Origin of the sequence: Pseudobacillus sp. FSL P4-0506 (assembly GCF_038003025.1) — a bacterium.
Classification (GTDB): domain Bacteria; phylum Bacillota; class Bacilli; order Bacillales; family Domibacillaceae; genus Pseudobacillus.
This window is the reverse complement of sequence record NZ_JBBOOI010000001.1, coordinates 2338387-2362489: the sequence shown is the minus strand read 5'-3', so window position 1 is coordinate 2362489 and position 24103 is coordinate 2338387. Positions and strand designations below refer to the sequence as shown.

Here is a 24103-nt window from a genome sequence, read left to right as displayed (position 1 = left end):
TTTCTTTATTTGGTTTGAATAAGGAAAACCCGGTGGGAGGTGATTACATGAGAAAAGTTCATGGCATAAAGAATTTAATCGCTTATTTAGAATTCGTGGATTTTCCACTTACGGAAGAACAGGTCAACGATCTATTATTAAAAAAAGAACTCCCTCACCTCAGACCTTTAAAACACCTCATTATTTTTAATTTAGATCACATTGACTGGTGGATCAGCCAGCAGCGATTAAAGCCATAGATGAATACTGCCCTGCTACTAAGCAGGGTATTTATCATGAGCTGTTCATTCTCAATTTCGTGTAATTTTATTTGATCCTCGCTCTACTCTCTATTTGTTTTAAGAACGCGCATACACTTATTGAAACCTTTCCTACTATCCAATTGCTGCAAGTCATTAAGCTTTCCATATTTTTTGGCCAACCATGGATCTTCGCTAGCCTTTCACAAATACGACAGCTCAAAGACAACTACATAAAATGCTCCTTCGTTAATAGCCGATTTCGAAATTCTGCTATAATGTCTAGTTTGATTTATACTATCCGTTCATCGCATAATGTATCGGTAAATTCTCGATTATCCATCTACATAACATCTGCATGTTGCTTCTCAAACCAAAACAAGCAATGTCTACAGCAATCATTTAAAATAAGTTGCACACCCTCCCCTCCTTCGTATATTTTATGAACTGCGTAACAGCATTCGTGTGCTTTTTGTAATGTTTCACACCGCTTATGTCCACTATTCCTCAATCTTCATGTTCAATTGCTTCCCTAGATACTTACACTTGGAACACTGCTTCATCAGTATGATCTCTGAGCGTATTTCTGATTTTCGCCCCTTCCTTTCGTCTATCCCTCTTCACGTCGTTAAACCAATCATCCCTTTACTAAAAAATAATCGCTAATTCGTCTTCGTTGTTCTGTTCAGTTGATACAATCTTTACCAATGACTCCCCAGGTCACGAAATACAAGAGAGACTAGGTTATGCCCCTAGCTTTATCTGCGCAAAATCAGGCATATAAGCCCAATAAACTATCTCCCCTCTAGACCTTTTGTCGTTATTTGACGAAAAAATGATCTGGAATCCCCAATTAAGTTGTAGGAAAATGGAAGAAAGTACATTTCATCTTTTATGTGTAAAGTTTAGATAGAATTGCTAAAAAATTAGCTGGAGTGCAATAAAGATGATTGGATTTTTAAGAGGTAACTACACATGAATTAAAGGAGCCGATTTATTATGAATCGTATTGCTACAGTAATCTTATCTTCGTCCCTAATATTAGGAGTTTCAGCCGTCACTCCTTCCACTGTGGATGCAGCGGCAAAATCTTATAAAAACTGTACGGAACTAAACAAATCCTATCAAGGTGGAGTCGCCAAAGACGCCAAGGTAAAAAATAAAGGCGGCAAAACTAAGTATAAGCCCACAGTATCTGCAGCCCTTTATAAGTCAAATTCAAAGCTTGACAGAGATAAAGATGGCATTGCTTGCGAGAGATGAGTAAACTTTAACACTATTTCCTCTGTTCTTATAATCTATAGAGAGGATAACAACCCGCTGAAGATCTAACTAGTCAGCGGGTTCTCTTATTTTATTTGGGTAAGATTCTCTCTCAATAAAAATTCCACTGTCACATTCACTACAAATACTGGCTGTTCCATTTAAACCAAGTGCTCTTCCATTCTTCAATTCGCCGATTTTTGTTCACTTGTTTGTTATTTTTTGTTATAGCGCATACTTTCACATATAGTATAATTTTTTACATTAAACAAACTTTTGCCACATAAAGGGGATAAGAAGTAATAATGATTTCTTTTTTGCTAACTTTAAAACGATTTTTAAAAGCCCTAAAACATGCTTTTAAATTGAAGAACTTTCAAGTGCTTTTCACTTTAGTTTTGATTTTTTTACTATCGGGAACGATCTTTTATGTTAAGCAAGAAGGGTTAAGTATAATAGAAGCTCTTTATTTTTGCGTTGTGACGCTCAGTACAGTTGGCCATCCTAATTTTGAGCCTCAAACAGCGTTTGGCAAGGTGTTTACAATCGTTTATATTTTAGCTGGTACCGGTTTGTTTGTTGGGCTGATAGTGTATCTTGCCTATGCCATGATTAAACAACCGGAGGATGAAAAGCAAACGATCAAATAACAACCACAGCAAGACAGATCGCTGTGGTTATTATCAGTTGTGCAGGTGCTACTGATAATCATACAGGCGCAAGAAATAAAGAAACATACAGGTTCATCCGCTACTCTTCTTGAACAAGCTTTACCTCATCATATCCACAATTATGACAATACATTACATGGGGACAAATCTGATCTCTCGCTGTGTTCGGATAGCCGTCCCCCATCTTTACTGTTTCTTCATCGTTATAATGGCCGTATGGATCTAAAAAATCGGATACTTTGCCCGAATCATCTAATTGGGAACCGCAATCCGGGCAATACAATTCCAATTCTTTAAATGAATTACACAACGGACACTGTTTCATTTATATCACCTCTTTTAGCTTCCAAATTTAGTATTCATTTTCCTCTAGATAATATGTGCAATATAAGCAAATGATAAATACAATATAGCGGATAAACTCCCGATTTATTCGTTCACTCTAGTCTTTCCTCAACCTGTTAAAGCAGTAAATCCTCTTCCAGTGCATTAAAGAAACAAATGGAAGAATGTTCTTATAGGACTCTTGCTTAAAACAGTAAAATAGAGTACATAAGACTGTTTTGCTCCAAAAATAAAACACCCTTTTAGGATGCTTCGTTGTTCATTTCTATTCAAATTCTCCTGTATACCCAAGTATTCAACTTCCTTTGAAGTCCTCTGTCTTTTCTTCCTTAAGCTGTTCCTATAAAACTGTGCCAGCCTCAAGTCATTTTTCTTTATTCATACTCGCTGTCTCTACCTTCAGACACTGTCCAGTTCCATTCAATGTTTGCGTAAGTCCTTATTTTATTCCTCCGAAAAGCCCTGCCTATGATAGTTCAGTCGGCTTTCCTCTGGAAAATGCGATGTATCTCGTTCCCTGGAAAGTTAGAGTTCCTATATCGCCCTCTGCCATCAGTCCATATTCCTTGCCTGGAACACGAAACTCTGATCGATCGCCACTCTCAAATTCAAATGTAACGAAGTAAGTCGTAGAGGAACTGTTAGAGTAAGTATTCTCATCATATGACTGATTATGTCTTGTAACATTTATTCGTTTAGCCTTCACGCTTGCTGGAACAGACAAACGGGGAGAATGCTCATTTTTATTCCATTGGCTAAGCCCTCTGAATCCGTTAACTATAATGCCGATAAGAGCGACCGCAAAAATCAGCCCTATAACAACAGGAACAGCCGTGAATAACCAATCTCCATTTCCTTCAAGAGTATACATGACACCGTCCTCCTTATTCTGTTAACACAATTATACGAAGAAATTGAAAGAAAGTTCCCCATTGTTTATAGTTTTTCTACTGGCGGCGGTTAATTGTAGCAATAGCAGCAGCAAGGATGAAAAGATCATCTTAGCAACAGGTGAATAAAGTTAATCATCCATCATAAATAATCGGGAGGAGATTAAAGGTTGTGTCAATTAGAAAACTCGAACTTTACTTGCTAATTTATGAGCCTAGTAGCATTTCCCTTTTCCCGAGCAACTCTGGTATACTTTAACACTTCACTCTATTCACCTATAAATTTCAACCAGCCACTTCCTCTTCTTATACCTTTGTCACACCCCTAAGTCCCCATTCATTGGAGATGGAAGTACGGTTTAGTTCTCTGCAACATTCTTTCCGTAGAGGCTTCCTTTTAACATAGTTTATTGATCCATTTGACTTGCTCTATATAACATAGACCATACTTCTTCCCTTGTCACCGGCCGTTGTGGGTAAGTACCATCGGATATGCCCTTTTCTTTAACCCACTTCTGGGCTTCTCTGAAGCGCGGGGATGCAGCCGCATCTTTTTTGTATTCCACGTTTGGTTCCTCCTTTTCTGTATCTTTGTTATTTTCCTTTAACTCTTTCAACAGTTCCTCTATCTTAGCCAGCGTCTTTTCACCTGTGATACCATCGGCTTGGAGTCCAGTACGCCTTTGCAAAACCATCACAGCATTAGCGGTAGCGTTGTCATAAATCCCATCCACACCCCCTGTATCGTAACCAAGCTTAACAAGTTTTCCTTGCAATTCTTTTACCTTGTTGCCTCGGTCTCCTTGCTCAAGATAAGATTTTTCAGGAGGTGTGTAGCTGCCAGATGGCGGCGGCTTCTTTCCTGATCGGAGTTCTGCAAGAGATAAGCCAAATGTTAGCTGAAAATGCGGAGGATCCTTAAAACTGCGAAAATCTCCTCCCCATTCAAGTCCGAGTGATTTACCTAATTGCCCCACTTGATACCAGTCTTTTTTCCCGTCTTTATTGGTATCAACATTTTCGTTCCAATATACGGCTGTCCCATCCGACGACGCAATAACAAAATCGAAAGCCAATCCAAAGTTATGGTAAGAGTAGCCCCCCTTGGCATTTGTAACAATCTCCCCCGGTTTCTCACGTCCTTGTGCATATAATTCATTTTGCTCAGCAATCGTTCGCAATCCTTGAGTAATAAGGATATAGATTCCTTTACTATGCGCTTGTCTAATAAGCTCTCTCGCTTTCTCTGCGAGCAACGGATGAACATCTTTCAAGCGCCGATCCGCTTTTGCTAATAGTTCATTTACGTTCATTTTAACCCTCCCAGTTTTAAAATTTTTCACTTCAATGAACCTTGCATGTAATATTACTATTCTTCTAGTGGACAATTCGTGTCGGCGTTTTAGCAATAACTGGAAAGGCATTTCGCTCAATTTTCTAATCAACTGAAAATGGCAGGGTGTATCGTATAATGTGGATTCTTAGACAATCACTAGATCAAAAAAGAATGATTGTCCCATCATTTATTTGATTCATTAGTGATAGAGATCCTCCCCTCTATATAACTAGGAAAAATTAGGCTTCCATACATTTGCGGGAAATCAACTTTCCCATAGCAAAAACAGCCTGACTGGTGAGCTTTATCTGAAAATACTTCTTTGTGTATGGTCGACGGCTATCCTCATTCCGGAGAGAATACTGATCTATATTATGTAAGGAAGGATGTACCCACTCATTTATTGATCATTGCTCATGATGAAAGAATGATGAATACAGGTATAAATCCTAAAACCAATAAATTTTCAACTAATGATGATATGTATTTTAACCATCCAGGAGCCAGATTAAGAAACTGAAAAAAAACATTGGCAATAAAAAACCCCGCTTATAAGCGAGGTTTTTATTTTTAAGTCTCCCAAGAGATTCCAGTCTCTTAATCGATGGTTTGTTGGCAATTATATAATTATTCTTTTGGAGAATGCGGAGTAAAATAACAAAAGCAGCATTGGTGATGCATCGAAGATTTAGCTTGATAGAGAGCCAGATCGGCATATTCCAAAAGTTTATCTATATCCTGGCCTTGTTCTGGATAAAGGCTGATACCTATGCTTGCACGAATAGAAATATGACTATCCTTTACGAGGAAGGATGTATCGAATACTGCTTTTACTTGATTCATCTTTTCTTCTAGGTGATCATCCTGTTCTATTAACAATAAAAACTCATCACCGCTTAAATGGAAGGCATCAATGCCGTACTCTGCTAGCGCTTCTAAGCGTTTAGCTGTCTCAATGAGAAACCGGTCTCCCGCCGAATGTCCAAATAGATCATTTATCCCTTTAAACTCATCAATATCAATCAAAGCGATTCCCAAGCTGTTTCCAGCTTGTTGGGCACGTTTCATATATGATTCTATTGACATATAAAACATACGACGATTAGGCAGCTTTGTCAGCTCATGGTGTAACGCTAAATACTTCCATTTTTCCAGTTCGTCCTTCATGGATCCCTCACTTTCAACTAGCTTCTTCTGCTGATTATCCATAGAGATCTTCCTCTCTTTGTTTCCCTGACTCATTTCATTTTATAACTCCATTCTTACACTCCTCTCTCTTTTCTCTTACAATAAACTTATCTGAAAGGGAAAAGAGAGGAATAACTATAATTTAAGCGATTTAGCAAATGGGAATCATTGATAATGTTTTCGTCAATATCGCTTTCCTTGCTATTCATCTACTAGGAATTAATGGGTTTGATTAACCTGCACTGGTTCAGGAGGAAAAGCTTGATGTCCAAATTGTGTGTGTCACCGCTCATCAATAGTGAAATTCAGGCGTTTAACCTTGATTATCTCACGTAGCATGGAACGGCCCTCTCAAAAAATGAGCCGTCTAAAAGCCAAACTGCATCCATAAAAAAGCGATGGCTACTATATATAGTAGCCATCGCTTCATTAAGCCTCTTAATATGTATAATCGTTAGCCAGCCAGCCATGCGGCAACCAACACGGTCGATGAACAACCACCGCATTAGCCGTTCTCATGGATTTTATCGAACGTATGAACTATGAATCTTTAGCTTTGAATAGTAAGAAGTTTGATTCCTGAACTCTAAGGGCTGAGCTTTGAGCTTTGAACTTTTATCCAAGTATGCGATAGCTTCGCATGACTAAATGTTTTAGATAACCTCATTATGATAAAAGTTAGCGGCTGTAAGGTCGAAGCCGCTGGCACCTGTTCAGTTTTATTGATTTTCGGCTAACTAACCATCTCTATTTACTCAGGAATTTCAATTTCTGTCAATGTGTTGGATGTCGATAGCACAAAATCGACTTCTGTTAAATACTCATCAATCTTTTGTTCTAATCTTTCATATTCCTGTCGCAGCTTCAACGGGTCAACGATTTTCGCCTCATGTTTTTCCCGATAACTTTTGGTCAGCTCATTGCTTTCCTCTGCTTTTAATTTCGCTTCGCGACCATACAATACTTCCAATTGGCGATCTAACTGTTGTTTTACTTCATCATTGATATCTTCTACCTGGTCGGTAACCAGTGAAAATTCTTGTTTCATTTTTCGGAGAAGCTGCTGTTCGTATTGAATAGATGTTTTCCGTTCAATAGCTTCTGCTACTGTATACTGATTGCCCGCAATTTCAACTTGCGTCATAGCATTAGATAAAACAATCGCAGATTTAATAGCATTTCGGCGCTTAATCAAATCAAGTGTGGATTGATAAGCCGATTTGGCTTTATCTTCAAACTCTTTATTCGTAGCAAATCCGCTAACAGGCTTATTGCCCACAGCATAACTAATAAAAGGAGTTTGATTCATTGTTGTTTGAATGCGTTTATCTAACAGTTTTAGCTCTGCCAGGGCTCTCGTAATTGATATCTTCATAGATTGAACAGCCTCCATTACTCATTCTCTTCCTAAGAATAACATAAGCCAAGAGTTAGAAGCTTCTTAATTGATTCTATTTCTCTTTTTATTTACCAAAATAGTGCATTTCTATGTAAAGGAACTTAATCTAAAGCTTATAAAGCGTTTATTCGATAAAAAATCTTACTAATGAAGAAGGAGTAGAGAAAAACGAATGATTCCTTTCCTATCTTATAGGAACATACAGGTCAACCTTGCATTTTCCTTCTGGATCTTCCGCTGGGTTGTTTAAATTAAATTCCAGGTTATGCCTCTCATAATCTGCCTGATAGACGCTTCGCGGCAGCCAATCCTCAAACATGTATTGATACGCGGCATTCAATTTCTCGGGCGCATCACAAAATGAATATACTGCATATACCCCTCCCGCTAATTTCCTAAATTGCACTTGTTTATGTTTCTCTGTTTCAAAGTCTTGAGGAATGGTTACACACGCATCATGACGACAGCTGTGGCTCTCAACTATACTCGGATTATCTAAGGAGATTCCTATGAAAGACTGCTTCGGCGGAAAAAGCCCATTATTCGCTGCCCAATCGATCAACTTTCCCCAGTGTTCCTGCGGTTCAAAATAACTTCCCGTACGCCTAATAAACGCCACATCAAATCCCGGTAATTCTTTAATTTTTATGTTCATTTTTCTCTCCGATCAAACTAGAATAGGTAAATAAGTTCATTCTCTATATATTCCTCGCTTTATTTATGAATCCTTTATTTTCCTATTTGCCTTTTTTGTTATTAGACAATTCAGTTTTTTCTTTGAAACGATTATCTCTTATGGTAAAATTTCGGAATAAAGGTGTGATCAATAAATCCTGCTAAATGACTAGGTAGAGTGAACAGGTACCTCACATCTGTATTTACGGTTTAACTATAGGAGGCTATATAATGATAGATTTGCGCAGTGATACGGTAACAAAACCAAGCGAAAAAATGAGAAAAGCCATGTATGAAGCCGAGGTAGGAGATGACGTCTACGGCGAGGATCCAACAGTCAATAAATTAGAAGAGCTTGCTGCGGAGATGCTTGGAAAAGAAGCGGCTTTATTTGTCACAAGTGGCACGCAGGGAAATCAAATTGCCGGCTTGGTACATTGTAAGCCTGGAGAAGAAGTGATATTAGAAGCTCAATCACACATATTCCTCTACGAAGCCGCTGCCATGTCAGCATTTGCTGGTGTGCAAACCAAAACATTAGTTGGGGAACGTGGAGCTATGAAGCCAAGTGATGTGAAAGCAGCTATCCGAGAGGACGATATCCACCAACCCGAAACAGGACTGATTTGTATAGAAAACACACACAACAAAGCTGGTGGGGCTGTTGTTCCGCTTAAAATCATGGAAGAAATCTATCAAATTGCCCAAAGAAACGGCGTGCCTGTTCACTTAGATGGTGCCAGATTGTTTAATGCTTCCGTTGCTTCCGGAATTCCAGCAAAAGAATTTGCTAAACACACCGATACAGTCCAATTTTGCTTATCTAAAGGATTAGGCGCACCAGTTGGTTCAATTATTGCTGGTTCCTCTCGTTTCATCTCCAAAGCACGGAAGTGGCGCAAGCGCTTAGGCGGTGGTCTCCGGCAGGCTGGAGTTCTGGCTGCACCTGGTATGATCGCCCTTCAAGAAAACATCGAGCGCCTTCATGAAGATCATGAAAATGCCAGGCATCTTGCTGAAGGTCTTCATAGTATTGAAGGAATCACACTAGAAAACAAGGTCGAAACGAATATTGTGCTAGTTAATATTGCTCGTTCTAACCAAACAACAGAGATCTTCTTAAATGAATTAAAAAGGAATGGCGTCTTGGCTGGAGAGTTCGGCCCCCATTTGATTAGATTTGTGACGAACAATGGTGTTACCAGAACAGATATTGATAAGGCATTATTGACTATCCAAAGAACAGTAAATGTTCAACCTATTTAATGATTGCAGAGAGAGGTCTATTATTTTCTTTGATTGAAAGCTTGATCATTCATGCTAAAGCAACCAACAGTTCACCCAAACTGTTGGTTGCTTCTTTTTCTCTTAAAATTGTACGTATCGGTTGAGAATTTTAATTATTCCCCGATCTCAATCACACAAGCTTTTTCACGCGAATACTCAAGAATCGAATCTGTGCCATATCCGCTTTCTTTAAAACCGCCAAACGGCAGGTCGGCTCCTACTCTTGAATAAGTGTTTACCCATACATTTCCGGATTCTATTTTCCGAATCATCCGATGGGCAAGATTAAGATTCCTTGTCCACACTCCCGCCCCTAGGCCAAAGCAGGTATCATTTGCTATTGCCGCAGCCTCTTCTTCTGTTTCAAAAGGCATAACAACCGCTACCGGACCGAAAATTTCCTCTTGGCAGATACGCAACGAGTTACTGTTCACTTTAAACAAAGTAGGTTCCACCCAGTAACCGCCGGAGAGCTCAGGCTTGTCTGGAAGAATAGTCTCCCCTCCATGGCGACCGCCACAAACTATTTCCCCCCCTTCTTCTAATCCCAGCTCGATATAAGAACGGATTTTTTCGTATTGATCCAGGCTTGAAAGAGGACCCATTGTATTTTTCAGATCCATGGGGTCACCTACGCTTATCGTACTTTTAATTCTTTCCGCTATTCGATTGATCATTTCATTGAATATAGAACGTTGAATGAGAATTCTTGAGCCAGCTGTGCATCTTTGTCCAGCGTTACTCGTGTAGATGCCATGAATGACTCCATCGACCGCTTTATCAAGATCCGCGTCTTCAAACACAATATTCGGTGATTTCCCGCCTAATTCAAAAATAGCTGGTTTGGGATGTGGAGCACTTGCACGAAGGATGGCACCAGCAGTTGTCCCGGAGCCTGTCATGCTTACTTTGCTCACCCCACGATTAGCTACTAAAGCATCCCCTATGTCTCTCCCCAATCCGGAAATAACATTAAGCACACCCGGAGGAAGAATTTTACCCAGCAATTCACCATACCGCAATGAGGAAACAGAAGCCTGCTGAGACGGTTTAATAATGACCGTATTGCCCGCAGCGAGAGCATAAGCGGCTTTTATTGTGAATGTAAAAAGCGGCGCATTCCATGGCAGGATTCCTACTACAACTCCAAATGGTTCTCTCAAGGTATATCCGATGCTAGTTGGTCCCATTTGAACCGTTTTTCCCTGGCTACCATCTTTGCAAGCTCCTGCCGCGTCATACCAGACTGATTTGATAGCTTCAGCTAGATAAGGTGCGACGGCGATCACTTCTCCGTTATCTCTAGTCTCCAGCGTTGTTAATTCTTCAGCATGCAACGAAATAGAATCGCCGATACGTCTTAAATAACCTGAACGTTCTTCAGCAGAAAGTGCCGACCAGGCAGGAAAGGCTTGACGTGCTGCTGCAACAACGGTTTCTACATCCTCTTGTTGGCTTAATGGAATCTTAGCCCAAGCTTCTCCTGTAGAAGGTTCAATACTATCCATTGTATTTCCAGAAGAGGCTGACATTAACTGGCCATTGATAAAGTTCTGGTACTGCTTTAATTCTTGCTTTGTCGTCAATGTAATCCCACCTTTTTTAGAATATTAAACTACTTTCAACTAGCCATCTTTCACTTTCCATTTATCTTTCTATCTAACTCTCTAGTGGAATGACAAGGTTATGCTAGTATGGATTTTTCGAGGATTTCTACAATATCCAATGTTTGAATACTGCCCTCTTTCTCCATCGCTTTTGTGCCGTCGCTTAACATCGTCAGGCAATACGGACATCCACTGCCTATAACACTCGGATTTACAGCCAGGGCCTGCTGTGTCCGTGCTACATTTACCCGCTGTCCGGTATCTTCTTCCATCCACATCATGCCTCCGCCTGCCCCACAGCACATAGCTGTTTCACGATTGCGCTCCATCTCCGCAACTTTTACTCCAGGTATGCACTTCAGGATTTCTCGCGGCGGATCATAGACATTGTTATAACGGCCCAAGTAACAAGAATCGTGATAGACAACCGTTTCGTTCACTTCGTATTTCGGAACAAGCTTGCCCTCTTTGATCAGTTTAAATAGAAGATCCGTGTGGTGATAGACTTCGACATTTTCAAGTCCAAACTCTGGATACTCATGTTTGAATATGTTGTAGGCATGCGGGTCAATGGTTACAATTTTTCTTACATTGTGCTTCTGAAACATTTCAATGTTAGCCCTTGCCAGCTCTTGGAATAAAAATTCATTGCCAATCCGGCGGGGAGTATCTCCGGAATTTTTTTCCTTATTGCCCAAAATGGCAAATTTCACGCCCGCTACATTTAGTAATTTGGCAAAGGATTGAACAATCTTTTGGCTGCGATTATCATAAGAGCCCATCGATCCCACAAAGAATAAGTATTCAAATTCTTCTCCTTTTTTCTCTAGCTCCTTAATGGTCGGCACTTCAATATTTTCACGTCCGGCCCGCCAATTCTCCCGTTCTTTGCGATTGATTCCCCAAGGATTGCCCTGGCGTTCAATGTTAGTAATTGCACGCTGGGCATCCGCATCCAATTTGCCTTCCGTTAATACGAGATAACGGCGAAGATCAATAATTTTATCTACATGCTCATTCATAACCGGGCACTGATCTTCACAATTTCGGCAAGTTGTACAAGCCCAGATTTCCTCCTCTGTAATCACGTCCCCGATCAGGCTTGGGTTGTAATCAAGAGCGACGACGGTTTCCTGATGCGTATTCACTTTAGCCATTGCGGCGAGCTGATTTCCCTGCGTATTAGCAAAAGCAAATCCTGGAACCCATGGCGATTGAGCAGTTACTGCAGCGCCTGTGTTGGTCAGATGATCCCGCAGCTTCACGATTAGATCCATCGGTGAAAGCATCTTTCCTGTACCGGCTGCTGGACACATATTCGTACAGCGTCCGCATTCTACACAAGCATACAAGTCAATAAGTTGATTTTGTGTGAAGTCCTGAATTCTGCCAACACCGAACGTTTCTTGTGATTCATCCTCAAAGTCAATGGCTGCCAGCTTTCCAGGCGGAGTTAACCGGCTGAAAAACACGTTGGCTGGCCCGGCGATTAAGTGAGCATGCTTAGATTGAGGAACATAGACGAGAAAAGAAAACAGCGCCAGCAAATGAATCCACCAGGAAACATAAAATAGTGCCATGGCAGCGGGCTCACTCAGCCAGCTAAAAATACTAGCAACAACAGAAGCTACCGGTTCAGTTAACGACGGCGCATGCCCGTGCCAAATGATAGACATTCCATTGCCGAACAGAACGGAAAGCATGAGTGTCCCGATAAAAATTAACACAAGCCCTGCCTTCAACCCACGTTTCAAACGTACGAGTTTTTCAATATACCGGCGATAGAACGCCCAGACAACAGCTATCAAAATCATTAATGTGACAGCTTCCTGAAAGAATGTAAAGAAAGGATAAATTGGACCGAGCGGAAGATGAGCACCCGGCACAAGCCCCTTTATGATAAAATCAATCGCCCCTAGTTGGACAAGGAGGAAACCATAAAACATCATGACATGAATGATCCCGCTCTTCTTATCCTTTAATAGCTTTTTCTGGCCAAAAACGTTAATCTTCACTAAATCGAGCCGTTCTTTAAACCTGCGGTCAAACTCCTGCTTGCGGCCTAACTTGATATATTCATAACGAGTCTTCACCAGATATAGAAACAAGTAAAGGGCGTAACCTGTCACTAAAAGAAAGGCGATGGTATTGATGATTAATAGATTCATTATGGTCACTTCCTTTTATTGTGATAGCGCCCCTTTGCTTACTGCTTGACTGCAGCAAACTCTTCAATTAACATCGGAACGACTTCAAATAGATCACCGACAATGCCGTAGTCGGCTACTTGGAAAATGCTCGCTTCCGGATCTTTATTGATCGCCACAATCACTTTTGAATTGGACATGCCTGCCAGATGCTGAATCGCTCCAGAGATCCCACAAGCAATATATAGATCTGGAGTTACCACCTTTCCCGTCTGACCAATTTGCAGTGAATAATCACAGTACTCGGCATCACATGCTCCACGAGAAGCACCAACCGCACCACCCAGAACCTTGGCAAGTTCTTTTATTGGTTTAAATCCCTCTTTACTTTTCACTCCGCGTCCACCAGCGACAATGACTTTTGCTTCTGAAAGATCGACCCCTTCACTCGTTTTTCTCACCACCTCTTTGATGACGGTGCGTACCGTCTGAACCTCAACATCTAAGGAAGAGACTTCTCCAGAACGAGACTCATCCTTTGCTAACGGTTCAATATTGTTCGGACGAAGCGTTGCAAAAACAAGGCCATCTATAATAATTTTCTTTTCAAATGCCTTTCCCGAATAAATGGGTCGAGTGAAAACAAGCGTTCCGTCGATTTCTTCCACACCTGTGGCATCAGAAATCAAACCAGACGCAAGTTTACTGGCGATCCTTGGTGCCAAGTCTTTCCCCAGTGCGGTATGGCCAAAGATTAATCCGTCTGGATTTTCTTGGTCGATGACAGCCATTATTGCCTGGGAAAAGCCATCGGGTGTGTAGTGCTTTAATTGATCGCTTTCTACAGTTACAATCCGATCTGCACCATATTGGATAAGTTCACTTCCTAACGGCTGAACAGCTTCACCGATCAAGATCCCTACTACTTCTCCATCCCCTGCAGCGATCTTGGCTGCATGAATCGCTTCAAATGAGACATTTCTTAAAGCTCCGTCGCGCACTTCTCCTAATACGAGAATTTTTCTGCTCATCTTAAAAACCTCCTATGCCATGTTTTATTTTGATGATCTGTTTTGCCATTACAGCTTATTTTTATTAAATGACTTTCGCTTCGTTACGCAGCAGGTGAACGAGCTCAGTTACCTGCTCATTCAATTCACCGCTTAATACTTTTCCTGCCTCTTTTTTCGCCGGTAAAAAAATTTCAATGGTTTTAGTTTTCGGTTCCACGTCCTCTTCATCAAGGTCAAGATCATCTAGCTCCAATTCTTCTAATGGCTTTTTCTTCGCTTTCATAATTCCCGGTAAGGAAGGGTAACGTGGTTCATTTAAGCCTTGCTGGGCAGTGACTAGCAGCGGCAAAGAGGCTTCAATTGTTTCAGAATCACCTTCCACATCGCGAACAATCGTTACATTCTGACCATCCATCTCAAGGTCTGTAATCGTTGTTACAGCAGGGATTCCCAACATTTCAGCTACACGAGGGCCCACTTGGCCAGAGCCGCTGTCAATAGCTACATTGCCGGCGATGATTAAATCGGCCTGTTTATCTTTTAAATATTCAGCGATAATTTTAGCTGTTGTATATTGATCGCCATTTTCAACGTCATCCTCACTATTAATTAATACCGCTTTATCCGCTCCCATGGCTAAAGCCGTTCGCAGCTGCTTCTCCGCTTCCTCGCACCCGACGGAAACAACTGTTACTTCCCCTCCTTGAACGTCACGCACTTGTATCGCTTCTTCCACTGCGTACTCATCGTACGGATTAATAATAAATTCCGCTCCTTCTTCACTGATTTCCCCGTTTGACAGATTGATTTTTTCTTCTGTATCAAATGTTCTTTTTAACAGAACATAAATATTCATGCGAAATCCTCCTATTTCTATTTAATTTGTTGGCCTTTGATTAAATATTGGTCTTTATCCCTTAAATGACTTCCGTATCTTCTTTGCTTTCCGGTAATTTCTCTGTCTTCTCTTGAATCCCCGTTATTTTTTTCGGAATTAAGATCAGAAAGAGGAAGGCAGCCGCTGTAAAAACAGTTAGCAATAGGGCTGTAGACGAAAGAGCGCCTACTGAATTTCCTCCTGCTGCAAACAACGCAAACGTAACAAGCGCGAACGACGCTCCAACGCGAGAAGCTACATTCTCAATCGTAATATAGGTAAATGACACAACCCCCAGACGAGCCTCATGTGCTTTTGATACAATAACAGATTTCACGACTGGTCCAACTGTCCCGATTGCTGTGCCGATTAAGCTCATGGACACGAATAGATAGAAAAAGGACGTGTCGATTTTGGCGACAGTCAGCATGCCGATCCCCACCACTAACAAACTAATACTCGTGCCAATTAGCGCTCGTGCCGAGAGCTTGCCCATTAACCGGCCGCTCAACAAGTTGGCCAGTGCCATCGTTAAAAAAAGAGGAAACTGCAGCAAGCCGACAACTGTTGAAGGCTTTCCTTGCACACTTTGTACAAAGAACGTTAATAGATACATGACGCTGCTAAATGACATGTACATAATGACAGCAATAACAGACGGCACCCAGAAATTTCTCGTCTTGGCATAATCGATATCCAGCAAAGGCTTTTTTTGTCTTTTTTCAACAACGAGTAATAAAATAAAAGAAATGACAGAAATCACAAAAGCAGGCACCCACATCCACGAAGAAATGCCATAGTTGTTAATGAACGTTGGTACGGTTAAAAGCCCTCCTAATATGAAGAAAACTAATATTACACCACCAAAGTCGAAATGTTCAGACTTTTTACCTTTTACATGGGGTACTCCGTAAGCAAACAATAAAAAGGAAATCACACCCAATGCCGCACATAGGAAGAAAATAGAAGACCAACCGAAGCGGTCAACGAATATCCCGCTTAACAGCGGACCTGCCAAGCCGCCAATAACTGTGTAAAATCCGTAAAGCCCCATGGTTTTTCCCCGTTGCTCGTTCGTAAAATATCTCCCAACGAAGGTGACACCAGCAGGAATCACAGCGGCCCCGGAGAATCCTTTTAAAAACAACCCGGCAACCAATATCCAAAAAGTAGGAGCAGCCGCAATAAAAAGTGAACCAAGTGCCATACAGGCAGCTCCGAATAAGATGACTATTTTTTGCCCGAAGGAATCTGACATCCACCCCATGAGTGGTTGAAATCCTGTTAACCCTAGCGCAAATCCCAATTGCATATAGACCGAATACCCTGTACCTAAACCAAAGTGTTCAAGCATTTTAGGATAGGCGGGGATATGTGTTGCTTCCGCAAAAACAACAAGAAGAATTCCAAGACACAAAAAATGAAAGGCTTTCCTCACTGATTTTTCTTCCATTAGCTTTCCTCCTTGTTTTAAAAAACACTATAACAGTGTGTGCAATTGGGATAAGCGGGGGGAACAACACTCGGCCTGCTTAATATTGCAGCCAGCTATTTTACCTGTTTTGAAGCCGAAACAGCCGGCTCAGCTGCTCTCCACATATCCCATTTACAACACATGTATTTGCGCGGGCATTTTCCATGAACAAAGATGATTGGCTGTATATGAAATTCTTTACTTTTTTCATTGCTTATAAATGGATTTTCGCCTCTTGCGTATTAAAATTGTTTCACCTTTTCTGGTTCACACCAGCCCAATGCAGCGGCCGCTTTTTCATAGTACGATTGTGTGCTTCCCAAGTAATTTTCATAAAAGCGTGCCCGTTTGACATAGAGGTGACAGTCAATTTCTTCGGTAAAACCGATCCCTCCATGAATCTGGATATTATTAGCGGCTGCTTTATTGTACGCTTCTGCCGCAAATAGCCGGGCACATACTATTGCCTGTACCCGATCTTCGGGCTCATTCTCCAATGCCCAGTTTGCGTAGTAAGCGAGCGAACGGGCCATCTCAAGGTCTACCTTCATGTCGACGATTTTATGCTTAATCGCTTGAAAACGGCCAATAGGCTGACCAAATTGTTCGCGGATTTTTGCATATTCTGCAGCCATCTCTACAATGGCTTCCATTCCGCCGACCATGACGGAAGCAAGAGCAGCATTAACCGCGATCACCCCCTCCTGGAGAATGTCCCATCCTTTATGAAGCGGTCCCACCATTTGCTCTTGAGGGATCTGGACATTATGGAACGTAATTTCCGCCAAATGCCGGCTGTCATCAATATTTTTTTGCTTGCGTATTGCAATATTTGTTTCAGCCAAATCTACGATAACAAGCGAAATTCCTTCCTCTCCTCTTTCTCCACTTGTGCGCACAGGGAGAAATAAGCTATCCGCCAGTTCCGCGTCTGGTACTAATGTTTTTGTCCCATTTAATCGAATGGACTCCCCCTCCAAAGAGGCCGTCATTTGAATACCAGCCGGATAGTAGCTGCCACCAGGCTCCAGCCAGGCAATCGAGAAAGTTTGATTGCCTTCTGCAATGGCTGGCAAGTACTTTTGTTTCTGGCTGTGTGAACCAAATCTTTCAAGCACAGGTACGGCAAAGCTGTTCGTCTCTAGATAAAGACCAGGCAGAACACTGCGTCCTAACTCTTCAAGTACCGGAACTAAATCGAGTGCTCCGAGCCCCATACCGCCATATTCCTCAGAGATGTTAATGCTTGTACAGCCTAATTCGGCCAGCCCGGCAACAATCGTTTTGTAAGACTCTGTCTCCCCTTTGATAAATTCGCGAGCTGTTTTCGTGTGACCCATACTATTTAAATATTTGTTCACGTACCCGCGAAACATTTCTTGCTCTTCACTTAATGAAAAATCCATGCTATGCCACCTCCATTATGTTTAGCGTCCCAGATCCTTAGGTAAGCCGAGAATGCGCTCTCCAATCGTATTTTTCTGCACCTCGCTCGTTCCTCCTCCGATCGTCATGCCGAATGAATACAGGAAGTTATCTTGCCAATAGGAATCTCCGAAAATCGCATCCTCTTTCCACAATACGCCCTGGTGGCCCTGTATGGAGAGTGATTGAGAGAACAGTTCTTTCGTCAATTCGCTCACTATTAACTTATCCATTGATCCCTCTGCACTCGGCTGCCCATTTTTCAATGTTTTTGTCAGGTTTCGATAATAGTTTAAGAGCGAGCCCCTGGAGCGGGTATATAAATCCACCATTGTTTTGCGGGTAAACGGGTTTTCGATCAGAGGCTGGCCGTCTTCTTGCAACTCTTTCGCCAATACGACCAAATCTTCAAATTGCTGCTCAAGGGTGAATACCTGGGCCCCAATGCCGGATCTTTCATGCATCAACAGAGCAATCATGACTCTCCAGCCTTCATCCACTTCACCAACAATATCTGCATCGTAGGCAATAGCATCTTCTAAATACACCTCATTAAAATCATGCTTTCCGTCCATCTGAATAATTGGCCGCGTTTCCACCCCCTGCTGATTCATATCTAAAAGAAAAACCGTAATCCCTTTATGTTTCTTTTCTCCCCGGCTTGTTCTGGCGAGAAGAAAACAGCGGTCAGCTAGATGTCCGAAACTCGTCCACACCTTTTGGCCATTAATTTTCCAACGGTTTCCGTCACGGACGGCTGATGTTTGAATAGCAGTTAAGTCTGATCCAGCATTCGGCTCCGAATAGCCCTGACACCATACCTCTTCACCAGTCAATATCTTTTGGATGTACGCCTCCTTTTGTTCTTCCGTCCCGATTTGCATTAACGTGGGTCCTACCATATGAATGCCAACATAATTTACGAGCGGCGGAGCCTTAACGCGTACTAGCTCCTGCTGATAAATGATCTCCTCCATTAAGCTGGCTGCTCTGCCCCCGTATTTTTCCGGCCAAGCAATGGCTGCCCAGCCACCTTCGTATAACTTTCTTTGCCAGTTTCTCAAAAACTCTGAATATTGTTCCTTGTCTTCCGGAATGTCTCTCTTTCCTTCCAACCAGCCATCGGGCAAATTGCTTTCCAGCCATGTACGAAATTCCTGGCGAAATGCTTCTTCTTTTTCTGTAAAAGAAAAATCCATTCTTTTTCTCCCCTTTCAAATCAAACGATTATCGAATTACGCAGGAATCCATTGTGGCAGAGCGCGTTCTTCAGTGATGTCTTGCCACGTCATTTTTACATTCATCCCGATGCTTACATCTTCCGGGCTGCAATTCAACACGTTGGCAATCAGTTTTACTTGTGGTGCTTTTTCCAGCTCTACAACAGCGATGACAAGCGGAAGGTCATCTTGAAATCCAGGTAGAAACGGCCGGTAGGAAACGATAAATGAATAGACAGTTCCATTCACTTCACTGCCGAGATTTTCCCAGCTGAGTTCTGTACTGCCGCATTTGGAGCAGGCCGGTCCAGGCGGATGTGAATAATGCTTACAATTTTCACATGTTTGGATCATCAGCTCATGACGATCGGCTGCATCCCAATATGGGTGATTATCCTGATTTTTTAATGGTATTGGTTTTTGATAGTCCATAGTTTCCCCTCCTAGTTTCTAAGAATCATAGCACCAGCAATATCCGGACCAGCCCAGCCCGTGCAGAGACCGATTTCACAATTTTCCACTTGGCGGTCTGTTCCTTGATAGTCATGACGAATCTGGCGGACAATCTCAAGAACGTTGTTCATTCCATGTGTATAGCCTTCTGAGAGCATGCCACCGGCTGTATTGCTTGGGAGTTTTCCGCCCATTTTCAGATTGCCTGCTGCTACAAAGTCCCCTACTTCTCCGCGCGGCGCGATGCCATAAGCCTCTAACTGCCGCAAAACAACCCAGCTGTAGCAATCGTAAATGGAAGCGACATCTAAATCTTCCGGAGAAATGCCGGCCTTTTTATACAATTCAGGAGCTACGTAATCGGCTGCTACTTCTGATAAGTCGGACCAGTAATGAGAGTGGGATACACATTGTCTGGCGGTTATCCCCATAATATAAACCGGCCTTGACTGGCAATCCTTTGCTCTTTCAACCGATGTTACGATAATGGCATTCGCTTCATCTGATTCAAGGCAAAAATCATGTTTATTGAACGGGTAGCTTAAATAAGGGGTTTCTTTATAAGCCTCCATCGTTAATGGCTTTCCATAAAAATAAGCTTTCGGATTTCGCTGGGCATGTTCGTAAAAGCTGACGCACACGTGACCTAAATGCTCTTGTGTAAGCCCAGTTTCATGCATATGTCGAGTAGCAAAAAGCCCAAACCATTGAGCCGGCCCCCCTGCTCCGTAAGGGATGATAAAGCTGCCGCCGTCAATAGCAGACTGCAGCATATTGATGTCCCATCCGCCGCCGCCCATTCTCACTCCCGAGCGTCCATTCATCGAACGATAAATGAGCACCGTGTTCACCTGTCCTGTTTCAATGAGCCCAATTGCATCTGCAATTAGCATTTCCGTACTGCTGCCGCCCCCCATAATATCTTTAACGTATTTAGGACGAACACCTAGATAAGTAGCCAATTGATGGGAAGTACAAGAGTCATTCTCACTATAGCTCATAAATCCATCGATATCCTTCGCTTCAAGTCCCGCATCCTGAATGGCCGCTCTTGCTGCATCTAGCGCCAGATGCAGCGGTGTCGTGCCAGAGTTTTTTGAACGCTCACTTTCTCCTACACCAACAATGGCATAGCGGTCTTTTATTTGTGCCATACAAAACACCCCTCTTCATTTTAGAAAAAACGCAAAGTAGCTTGACCTGATCCAACAACTTTCCCAGGTGCTTTTTCAGCTTTAATCTCTAGATTGACATATTGCTTTCCTTCTTCTTCATAGACACTGCGGACAACTGCCGAACAGGTAATCTCATCCCCTGGTCTTGTTATCGCTCCAAATCTCATACGAAAGTTTGTTGATTCAGCTGTCACACCGGCTATATGCATCACATATTCGCCAAGAAACCCCATGATGAGCATGCCATGGGCAATAACGCCCGGCATTCCGATACTTTTGGCAAATTCATCATCCGTATGCAACGGATTGAAGTCTCCTGAAGCGCCAGCATATTTAACGAGTTGCACCTTTGTAACGGCCGGTTTTGTAAGCGATTCTAATACTTGTCCTTCTTGCAATTCACTGTATGTCAGCAATCGCTGCTCCTCCTCTCTCTTTCCAAAAATAACTGTTATATTTTGGCTTATTGAACGGTCATTTTTGAGCGGTAAATAATATTCATACGGCTAATAACTACTCTGTTTTGGTTTTCATCCTTGATTTCTGTATCAAGCACTAAACACTGCATTCGTCCGCTTCTTCCTTCCTTTTCATATAAATCAGTTACTTTCATCTGACAGGTCAGGCGGTCTCCGGGCTTGATTGGACGAGTGTAAATAAACTCCTGTTCACCGTGAAGCATTCGTTTCGGATCAAGCTCAAGATCAATGCCCTCACCTTCTGAACCAATGACAATCGGAAAGGTAGGTGGAGCAATGATTCCTCCATAAGGCGTGCCGGTTGCATACTCTTCATCCACGTATAACGGGTTTTGATCACCGATGGCCTGGGCAAATTGCCGAATATGCCTCTTGTCCACTTCAAACGTAAATTCCGGTCCTGTTAAACCGATGATGCTTTTATCTAAATCCATTGGTTTACCCTCCAACCTCTGTTTTTTCAGCCATATGGCTGTTTGTCACAATAAGCGCATCGGCTGCTTTCAAGCCATTCTCATAGACAATGAGTGGATTAATGTCTAACTCATCAATCCTGCCTTCCGAGTCAGCAATGAGTTCTGAGACTCTTAGTAACACATTGATTATGGCTTCACGATCGGCAGGTGCTTGACCACGCACTCCGGAAAGGATGGCTTTTCCTTTGATTTCCTCCACCATCTCGATAGCATCCTGCCTTGTAAGCGGAGCCACTCGGAAAGACACATCTTTGAGTGTTTCTACGAAAATTCCACCTAGACCAAACATGATGACCGGACCAAAGGCAGGGTCCTTCGTGACACCGATGATGACTTCTGTGCCTTTAGGAAGCATTTCTTGAACAGATACACCATTAATAACTGCATCCGGCTTGTACCCTTTAGCAGATCGCAAAATATCAGCATACGCATCGATCACTTGATGGTCGTTTTGCAAATGAAGTCTGATTGCATCAGCATCTGTTTTGTGAGGAATATCTTTGGAATCTACCTTCAGCACAACCGGATAGCCAATGCTTCTGGCACATTGAACAGCTTCCTCAGCCGTAGCTGCCAGGGCTTTTTGAGCCGTTGTAATTTGGTAAATCTCTAATATTTCGCTCGCTTCAAATTCACTTAATGTAACACCCGGCTTTAGCAAGTTCTCCAAAATACCTTTTGCCTCGCTCCCTGCTGTCTCACGCTGTTCTGCCGATTCATTCGCCTGTTTGTTACGGCGATATTTCTCACTGTAATCGACCAGCTTGGCAAGAGCTGAGACGGGATGTAAATCCCCTGTTATTACCGGTATTCCATTTTTCTCCATTTCAGCGGCCCCTTTAGGAATAGACATTCCTTGCAGTGGAAATGTCGTAACCAAAATGAATTTATCGGAGCTTTTGCAAATCTCAATAAATTCCTGAAGCAAAGGGTGATCAGCCTCCCAATGCATAGGGAACTCGGTTAAAATGATATTATCGACTTCCGGATCTTCACTCAGTGCCCGCAATGGTGCGATAAATAGTTCTGGATTCGTCACTGCCGCAGCAGCTGTTAAATCAATAGGGTTAGATGTACTGGCAAATGACGGAACAGCTTGTTTAATTTTTGCTTTCGTCTCGTCTTTAAGCGGAATGATTGTAAGGCCGTTCGCTTCACAACGGTCCGCTTCGTTGATCCCTCTTCCGCCGGAACTTGTAATAATGACGGTATTGCGCCCCGTAGGTAATTTCCCCGAAAGAAACAGCTTGGAAAAAGAAATGATTTCTTCATAATCATTCGCTCTAATCATGCCTGTCTGCTTAAAGAAAGCATCATAAACCTGGTCTGAACCAGCCAGAGACCCGGTATGAGAAGCGGCCGCCCGGCTTCCTGCCGAACTTCGTCCCGTCTTCATCACGATCATAGGCTTATTGCGGTCAAGTGCTTCTTTTGCTAATCGGCGCAGCTTAGCAGGATCTTTTGCGCCTTCTAAATAGCCGCTGATCACTTTCGTATTTGGATCATGAACCATATACTCGACGATGTCCGCAAATTCCGTTTCCATTTCATTCCCGACAGTAACAAAATAGTTAAAGCTTAAACCATGTTGGGCTGCCGCCATATAAGTAAGGACGCCAAAAGCCCCGCTTTGAGAAACATACCCAACGGCGCGATTGTCACTTAATGGATAGGCCATCACGCCAGGTGAAAAGGTACCAACGAGCCCATTCAGTGTATTTACCATGCCTACACAGTTCGGGCCGATCAATCGAATGCCATTCTTTCTGGCAATCTCAGCAAGGAGCTCCTGCTGCTTTGCCCCCTCCTCGCCAGTTTCAGAAAAACCGGAAGCAAAGATGATGGCAGCTTTTACTTTTTTCTGCGCACACTCTTCAAGACTTTGCTGAATTTGATTCGCACTGACACAAAATATCGCTAAATCTACAGGCTTCGGTACGTCCGTAATAGACGAGTAACACGGCAATCCTTCTATTTCTGTAGACTTTGGATTGATCGGAAAAATCTCTCCGCTAAACTTTCCGTCGATTAAGGCTTTCATTTGAATGTAACCAAGCTTGTTAGGATTCTTTGATGCACCCAATACGGCAACAGAACGAGGATAAAATAATGATTCGAGACTTCTTTCGGCAACGCTTTCATTACTCATGCTTTTCACCCCGATTTAACATAATTTGAATAGATATCCATCCTTGATTGCTATCATATAAAACCCGATTTAATAATTCAGAAAAAAAAGATACTTAGATTATTTAATTATTAGGCTTTGAAGTTTTTAAAAAAATCCGTACATCCTTTGTTATATAAGAGGTAAAATAATAAAGAACAATTTTTGTGTACACGATAACCCCGACTTTATGCTTGATAACCTCGACAAATGAATAAGATAGACTTCTTGCTTTATGAGGACCTCCGCTTTTACAAACAAAAAAGAACGGTATCTCCAATCTTCAAAATGGAGATA

Annotated in this window: 23 protein-coding genes; 4 read left to right on the top strand and 19 right to left on the bottom strand. The window is 42.2% G+C overall.

The window, feature by feature from the left end; all coding sequences use genetic code 11:
• Nucleotides 1–47: 47 nt before the first annotated feature.
• The 3 genes from MKZ02_RS11780 (at nucleotide 48) to MKZ02_RS11770 (ending at nucleotide 2152) form a co-directional block, all read left to right on the top strand.
• Nucleotides 48–239, top strand: coding sequence for a hypothetical protein (locus MKZ02_RS11780; protein WP_340853687.1), 192 nt, complete (start codon nucleotides 48–50; stop codon nucleotides 237–239).
• 999 nt (nucleotides 240–1238) lie between these two features.
• Nucleotides 1239–1502, top strand: a complete 264-nt coding sequence (locus MKZ02_RS11775; protein ID WP_120032140.1) for an excalibur calcium-binding domain-containing protein — start codon at nucleotides 1239–1241, stop codon at nucleotides 1500–1502.
• A 305-nt stretch (nucleotides 1503–1807) separates the two neighbouring features.
• Nucleotides 1808–2152 (top strand): potassium channel family protein, encoded by a 345-nt coding sequence (locus MKZ02_RS11770; RefSeq protein ID WP_120032142.1) that lies wholly within the window; start codon nucleotides 1808–1810, stop codon nucleotides 2150–2152.
• A gap of 100 nt (nucleotides 2153–2252) precedes the next feature.
• Here MKZ02_RS11770 and MKZ02_RS11765 read toward each other — a convergent pair whose 3' ends face one another.
• The 7 genes from MKZ02_RS11765 to MKZ02_RS11735 all read right to left on the bottom strand — a co-directional run bounded on the left by MKZ02_RS11765 (nucleotide 2253) and on the right by MKZ02_RS11735 (nucleotide 7986).
• On the bottom strand, nucleotides 2253–2498 hold the full coding sequence (locus MKZ02_RS11765) for a hypothetical protein (protein WP_340853686.1): 246 nt from the start codon (nucleotides 2496–2498) through the stop codon (nucleotides 2253–2255).
• A 486-nt stretch (nucleotides 2499–2984) separates the two neighbouring features.
• Nucleotides 2985–3389, bottom strand: coding sequence for a DUF2500 domain-containing protein (locus MKZ02_RS11760; protein ID WP_120032145.1), 405 nt, complete (start codon nucleotides 3387–3389; stop codon nucleotides 2985–2987).
• Between the two features lie 426 nt (nucleotides 3390–3815).
• The gene (locus MKZ02_RS11755) at nucleotides 3816–4721 is read right to left on the bottom strand and encodes a peptidoglycan-binding protein (RefSeq protein ID WP_340853683.1); all 906 of its coding nucleotides are present in this window, start codon (nucleotides 4719–4721) and stop codon (nucleotides 3816–3818) included.
• Nucleotides 4722–5371: 650 nt separating this feature from the next.
• Nucleotides 5372–5953, bottom strand: a complete 582-nt coding sequence (locus MKZ02_RS11750) for a GGDEF domain-containing protein (protein WP_340853681.1) — start codon at nucleotides 5951–5953, stop codon at nucleotides 5372–5374.
• 302 nt (nucleotides 5954–6255) lie between these two features.
• Nucleotides 6256–6438, bottom strand: coding sequence for a hypothetical protein (locus tag MKZ02_RS11745; RefSeq protein ID WP_142927210.1), 183 nt, complete (start codon nucleotides 6436–6438; stop codon nucleotides 6256–6258).
• A 245-nt stretch (nucleotides 6439–6683) separates the two neighbouring features.
• Complete coding sequence (locus MKZ02_RS11740) at nucleotides 6684–7307, bottom strand: hypothetical protein (protein ID WP_120037789.1); 624 nt, start codon at nucleotides 7305–7307, stop codon at nucleotides 6684–6686.
• Between the two features lie 208 nt (nucleotides 7308–7515).
• Nucleotides 7516–7986, bottom strand: a complete 471-nt coding sequence (locus MKZ02_RS11735; RefSeq protein ID WP_120032151.1) for an AraC family transcriptional regulator — start codon at nucleotides 7984–7986, stop codon at nucleotides 7516–7518.
• Nucleotides 7987–8237: 251 nt separating this feature from the next.
• Here MKZ02_RS11735 and ltaE point away from each other — a divergent pair, with 251 nt between their 5' ends.
• Nucleotides 8238–9272, top strand: coding sequence for a low-specificity L-threonine aldolase (gene ltaE / locus MKZ02_RS11730; protein WP_340853678.1), 1035 nt, complete (start codon nucleotides 8238–8240; stop codon nucleotides 9270–9272).
• Nucleotides 9273–9406: 134 nt separating this feature from the next.
• Here ltaE and MKZ02_RS11725 read toward each other — a convergent pair whose 3' ends face one another.
• The 12 genes from MKZ02_RS11725 to MKZ02_RS11670 form a co-directional block, all read right to left on the bottom strand.
• On the bottom strand, nucleotides 9407–10879 hold the full coding sequence (locus MKZ02_RS11725; RefSeq protein ID WP_340853676.1) for an aldehyde dehydrogenase family protein: 1473 nt from the start codon (nucleotides 10877–10879) through the stop codon (nucleotides 9407–9409).
• A 98-nt stretch (nucleotides 10880–10977) separates the two neighbouring features.
• Entirely contained in the window at nucleotides 10978–13068 is a 2091-nt protein-coding gene (locus tag MKZ02_RS11720; RefSeq protein WP_340853675.1) for a (Fe-S)-binding protein, read from the bottom strand.
• Nucleotides 13069–13106: 38 nt separating this feature from the next.
• A complete protein-coding gene (locus MKZ02_RS11715) occupies nucleotides 13107–14078 on the bottom strand; it encodes an electron transfer flavoprotein subunit alpha/FixB family protein (RefSeq protein ID WP_340853674.1) in 972 nt (323 codons plus the stop codon).
• Between the two features lie 64 nt (nucleotides 14079–14142).
• Entirely contained in the window at nucleotides 14143–14916 is a 774-nt protein-coding gene (locus MKZ02_RS11710) for an electron transfer flavoprotein subunit beta/FixA family protein (protein ID WP_340853673.1), read from the bottom strand.
• 61 nt (nucleotides 14917–14977) lie between these two features.
• Nucleotides 14978–16390 carry an MFS transporter gene (locus MKZ02_RS11705; protein ID WP_340853671.1) on the bottom strand — a complete coding sequence of 471 codons (1413 nt, stop codon included), beginning with the start codon at nucleotides 16388–16390 and terminating at the stop codon, nucleotides 14978–14980.
• Between the two features lie 263 nt (nucleotides 16391–16653).
• A complete protein-coding gene (locus tag MKZ02_RS11700; protein WP_340853670.1) occupies nucleotides 16654–17817 on the bottom strand; it encodes an acyl-CoA dehydrogenase family protein in 1164 nt (387 codons plus the stop codon).
• Between the two features lie 21 nt (nucleotides 17818–17838).
• Nucleotides 17839–19035 (bottom strand): acyl-CoA dehydrogenase family protein, encoded by a 1197-nt coding sequence (locus MKZ02_RS11695; RefSeq protein WP_120032163.1) that lies wholly within the window; start codon nucleotides 19033–19035, stop codon nucleotides 17839–17841.
• 36 nt (nucleotides 19036–19071) lie between these two features.
• Complete coding sequence (locus MKZ02_RS11690) at nucleotides 19072–19488, bottom strand: Zn-ribbon domain-containing OB-fold protein (RefSeq protein WP_120032165.1); 417 nt, start codon at nucleotides 19486–19488, stop codon at nucleotides 19072–19074.
• 11 nt (nucleotides 19489–19499) lie between these two features.
• Complete coding sequence (locus MKZ02_RS11685; protein ID WP_340853667.1) at nucleotides 19500–20663, bottom strand: thiolase C-terminal domain-containing protein; 1164 nt, start codon at nucleotides 20661–20663, stop codon at nucleotides 19500–19502.
• 20 nt (nucleotides 20664–20683) lie between these two features.
• Nucleotides 20684–21100, bottom strand: coding sequence for a MaoC/PaaZ C-terminal domain-containing protein (locus MKZ02_RS11680; protein WP_120032169.1), 417 nt, complete (start codon nucleotides 21098–21100; stop codon nucleotides 20684–20686).
• A gap of 47 nt (nucleotides 21101–21147) precedes the next feature.
• Nucleotides 21148–21597 (bottom strand): MaoC family dehydratase N-terminal domain-containing protein, encoded by a 450-nt coding sequence (locus MKZ02_RS11675; RefSeq protein ID WP_340853665.1) that lies wholly within the window; start codon nucleotides 21595–21597, stop codon nucleotides 21148–21150.
• A gap of 4 nt (nucleotides 21598–21601) precedes the next feature.
• Nucleotides 21602–23788, bottom strand: a complete 2187-nt coding sequence (locus tag MKZ02_RS11670; RefSeq protein ID WP_340853663.1) for an acetate--CoA ligase family protein — start codon at nucleotides 23786–23788, stop codon at nucleotides 21602–21604.
• Nucleotides 23789–24103: the final 315 nt, after the last annotated feature.

Coding starts and splice junctions, on each gene's coding strand:
- MKZ02_RS11715 (WP_340853674.1), bottom strand. CDS start 14,078: ATGAGCAGAAAAATTCTCGTATTAGGAGAAGTGCGCGACGGAGCTTTA.
- MKZ02_RS11765 (WP_340853686.1), bottom strand. CDS start 2,498: ATGAAACAGTGTCCGTTGTGTAATTCATTTAAAGAATTGGAATTGTAT.
- MKZ02_RS11685 (WP_340853667.1), bottom strand. CDS start 20,663: ATGGCACAAATAAAAGACCGCTATGCCATTGTTGGTGTAGGAGAAAGT.
- MKZ02_RS11720 (WP_340853675.1), bottom strand. CDS start 13,068: ATGAATCTATTAATCATCAATACCATCGCCTTTCTTTTAGTGACAGGT.
- MKZ02_RS11745 (WP_142927210.1), bottom strand. CDS start 6,438: ATGCGGTGGTTGTTCATCGACCGTGTTGGTTGCCGCATGGCTGGCTGG.
- MKZ02_RS11760 (WP_120032145.1), bottom strand. CDS start 3,389: ATGTATACTCTTGAAGGAAATGGAGATTGGTTATTCACGGCTGTTCCT.
- MKZ02_RS11670 (WP_340853663.1), bottom strand. CDS start 23,788: ATGAGTAATGAAAGCGTTGCCGAAAGAAGTCTCGAATCATTATTTTAT.
- MKZ02_RS11750 (WP_340853681.1), bottom strand. CDS start 5,953: ATGGATAATCAGCAGAAGAAGCTAGTTGAAAGTGAGGGATCCATGAAG.
- MKZ02_RS11690 (WP_120032165.1), bottom strand. CDS start 19,488: ATGGACTATCAAAAACCAATACCATTAAAAAATCAGGATAATCACCCA.
- ltaE (WP_340853678.1), top strand. CDS start 8,238: ATGATAGATTTGCGCAGTGATACGGTAACAAAACCAAGCGAAAAAATG.
- MKZ02_RS11735 (WP_120032151.1), bottom strand. CDS start 7,986: ATGAACATAAAAATTAAAGAATTACCGGGATTTGATGTGGCGTTTATT.
- MKZ02_RS11695 (WP_120032163.1), bottom strand. CDS start 19,035: ATGGATTTTTCTTTTACAGAAAAAGAAGAAGCATTTCGCCAGGAATTT.
- MKZ02_RS11775 (WP_120032140.1), top strand. CDS start 1,239: ATGAATCGTATTGCTACAGTAATCTTATCTTCGTCCCTAATATTAGGA.
- MKZ02_RS11710 (WP_340853673.1), bottom strand. CDS start 14,916: ATGAATATTTATGTTCTGTTAAAAAGAACATTTGATACAGAAGAAAAA.
- MKZ02_RS11780 (WP_340853687.1), top strand. CDS start 48: ATGAGAAAAGTTCATGGCATAAAGAATTTAATCGCTTATTTAGAATTC.
- MKZ02_RS11770 (WP_120032142.1), top strand. CDS start 1,808: ATGATTTCTTTTTTGCTAACTTTAAAACGATTTTTAAAAGCCCTAAAA.
- MKZ02_RS11740 (WP_120037789.1), bottom strand. CDS start 7,307: ATGAAGATATCAATTACGAGAGCCCTGGCAGAGCTAAAACTGTTAGAT.
- MKZ02_RS11705 (WP_340853671.1), bottom strand. CDS start 16,390: ATGGAAGAAAAATCAGTGAGGAAAGCCTTTCATTTTTTGTGTCTTGGA.
- MKZ02_RS11755 (WP_340853683.1), bottom strand. CDS start 4,721: ATGAACGTAAATGAACTATTAGCAAAAGCGGATCGGCGCTTGAAAGAT.
- MKZ02_RS11675 (WP_340853665.1), bottom strand. CDS start 21,597: ATGGATTTAGATAAAAGCATCATCGGTTTAACAGGACCGGAATTTACG.
- MKZ02_RS11700 (WP_340853670.1), bottom strand. CDS start 17,817: ATGGATTTTTCATTAAGTGAAGAGCAAGAAATGTTTCGCGGGTACGTG.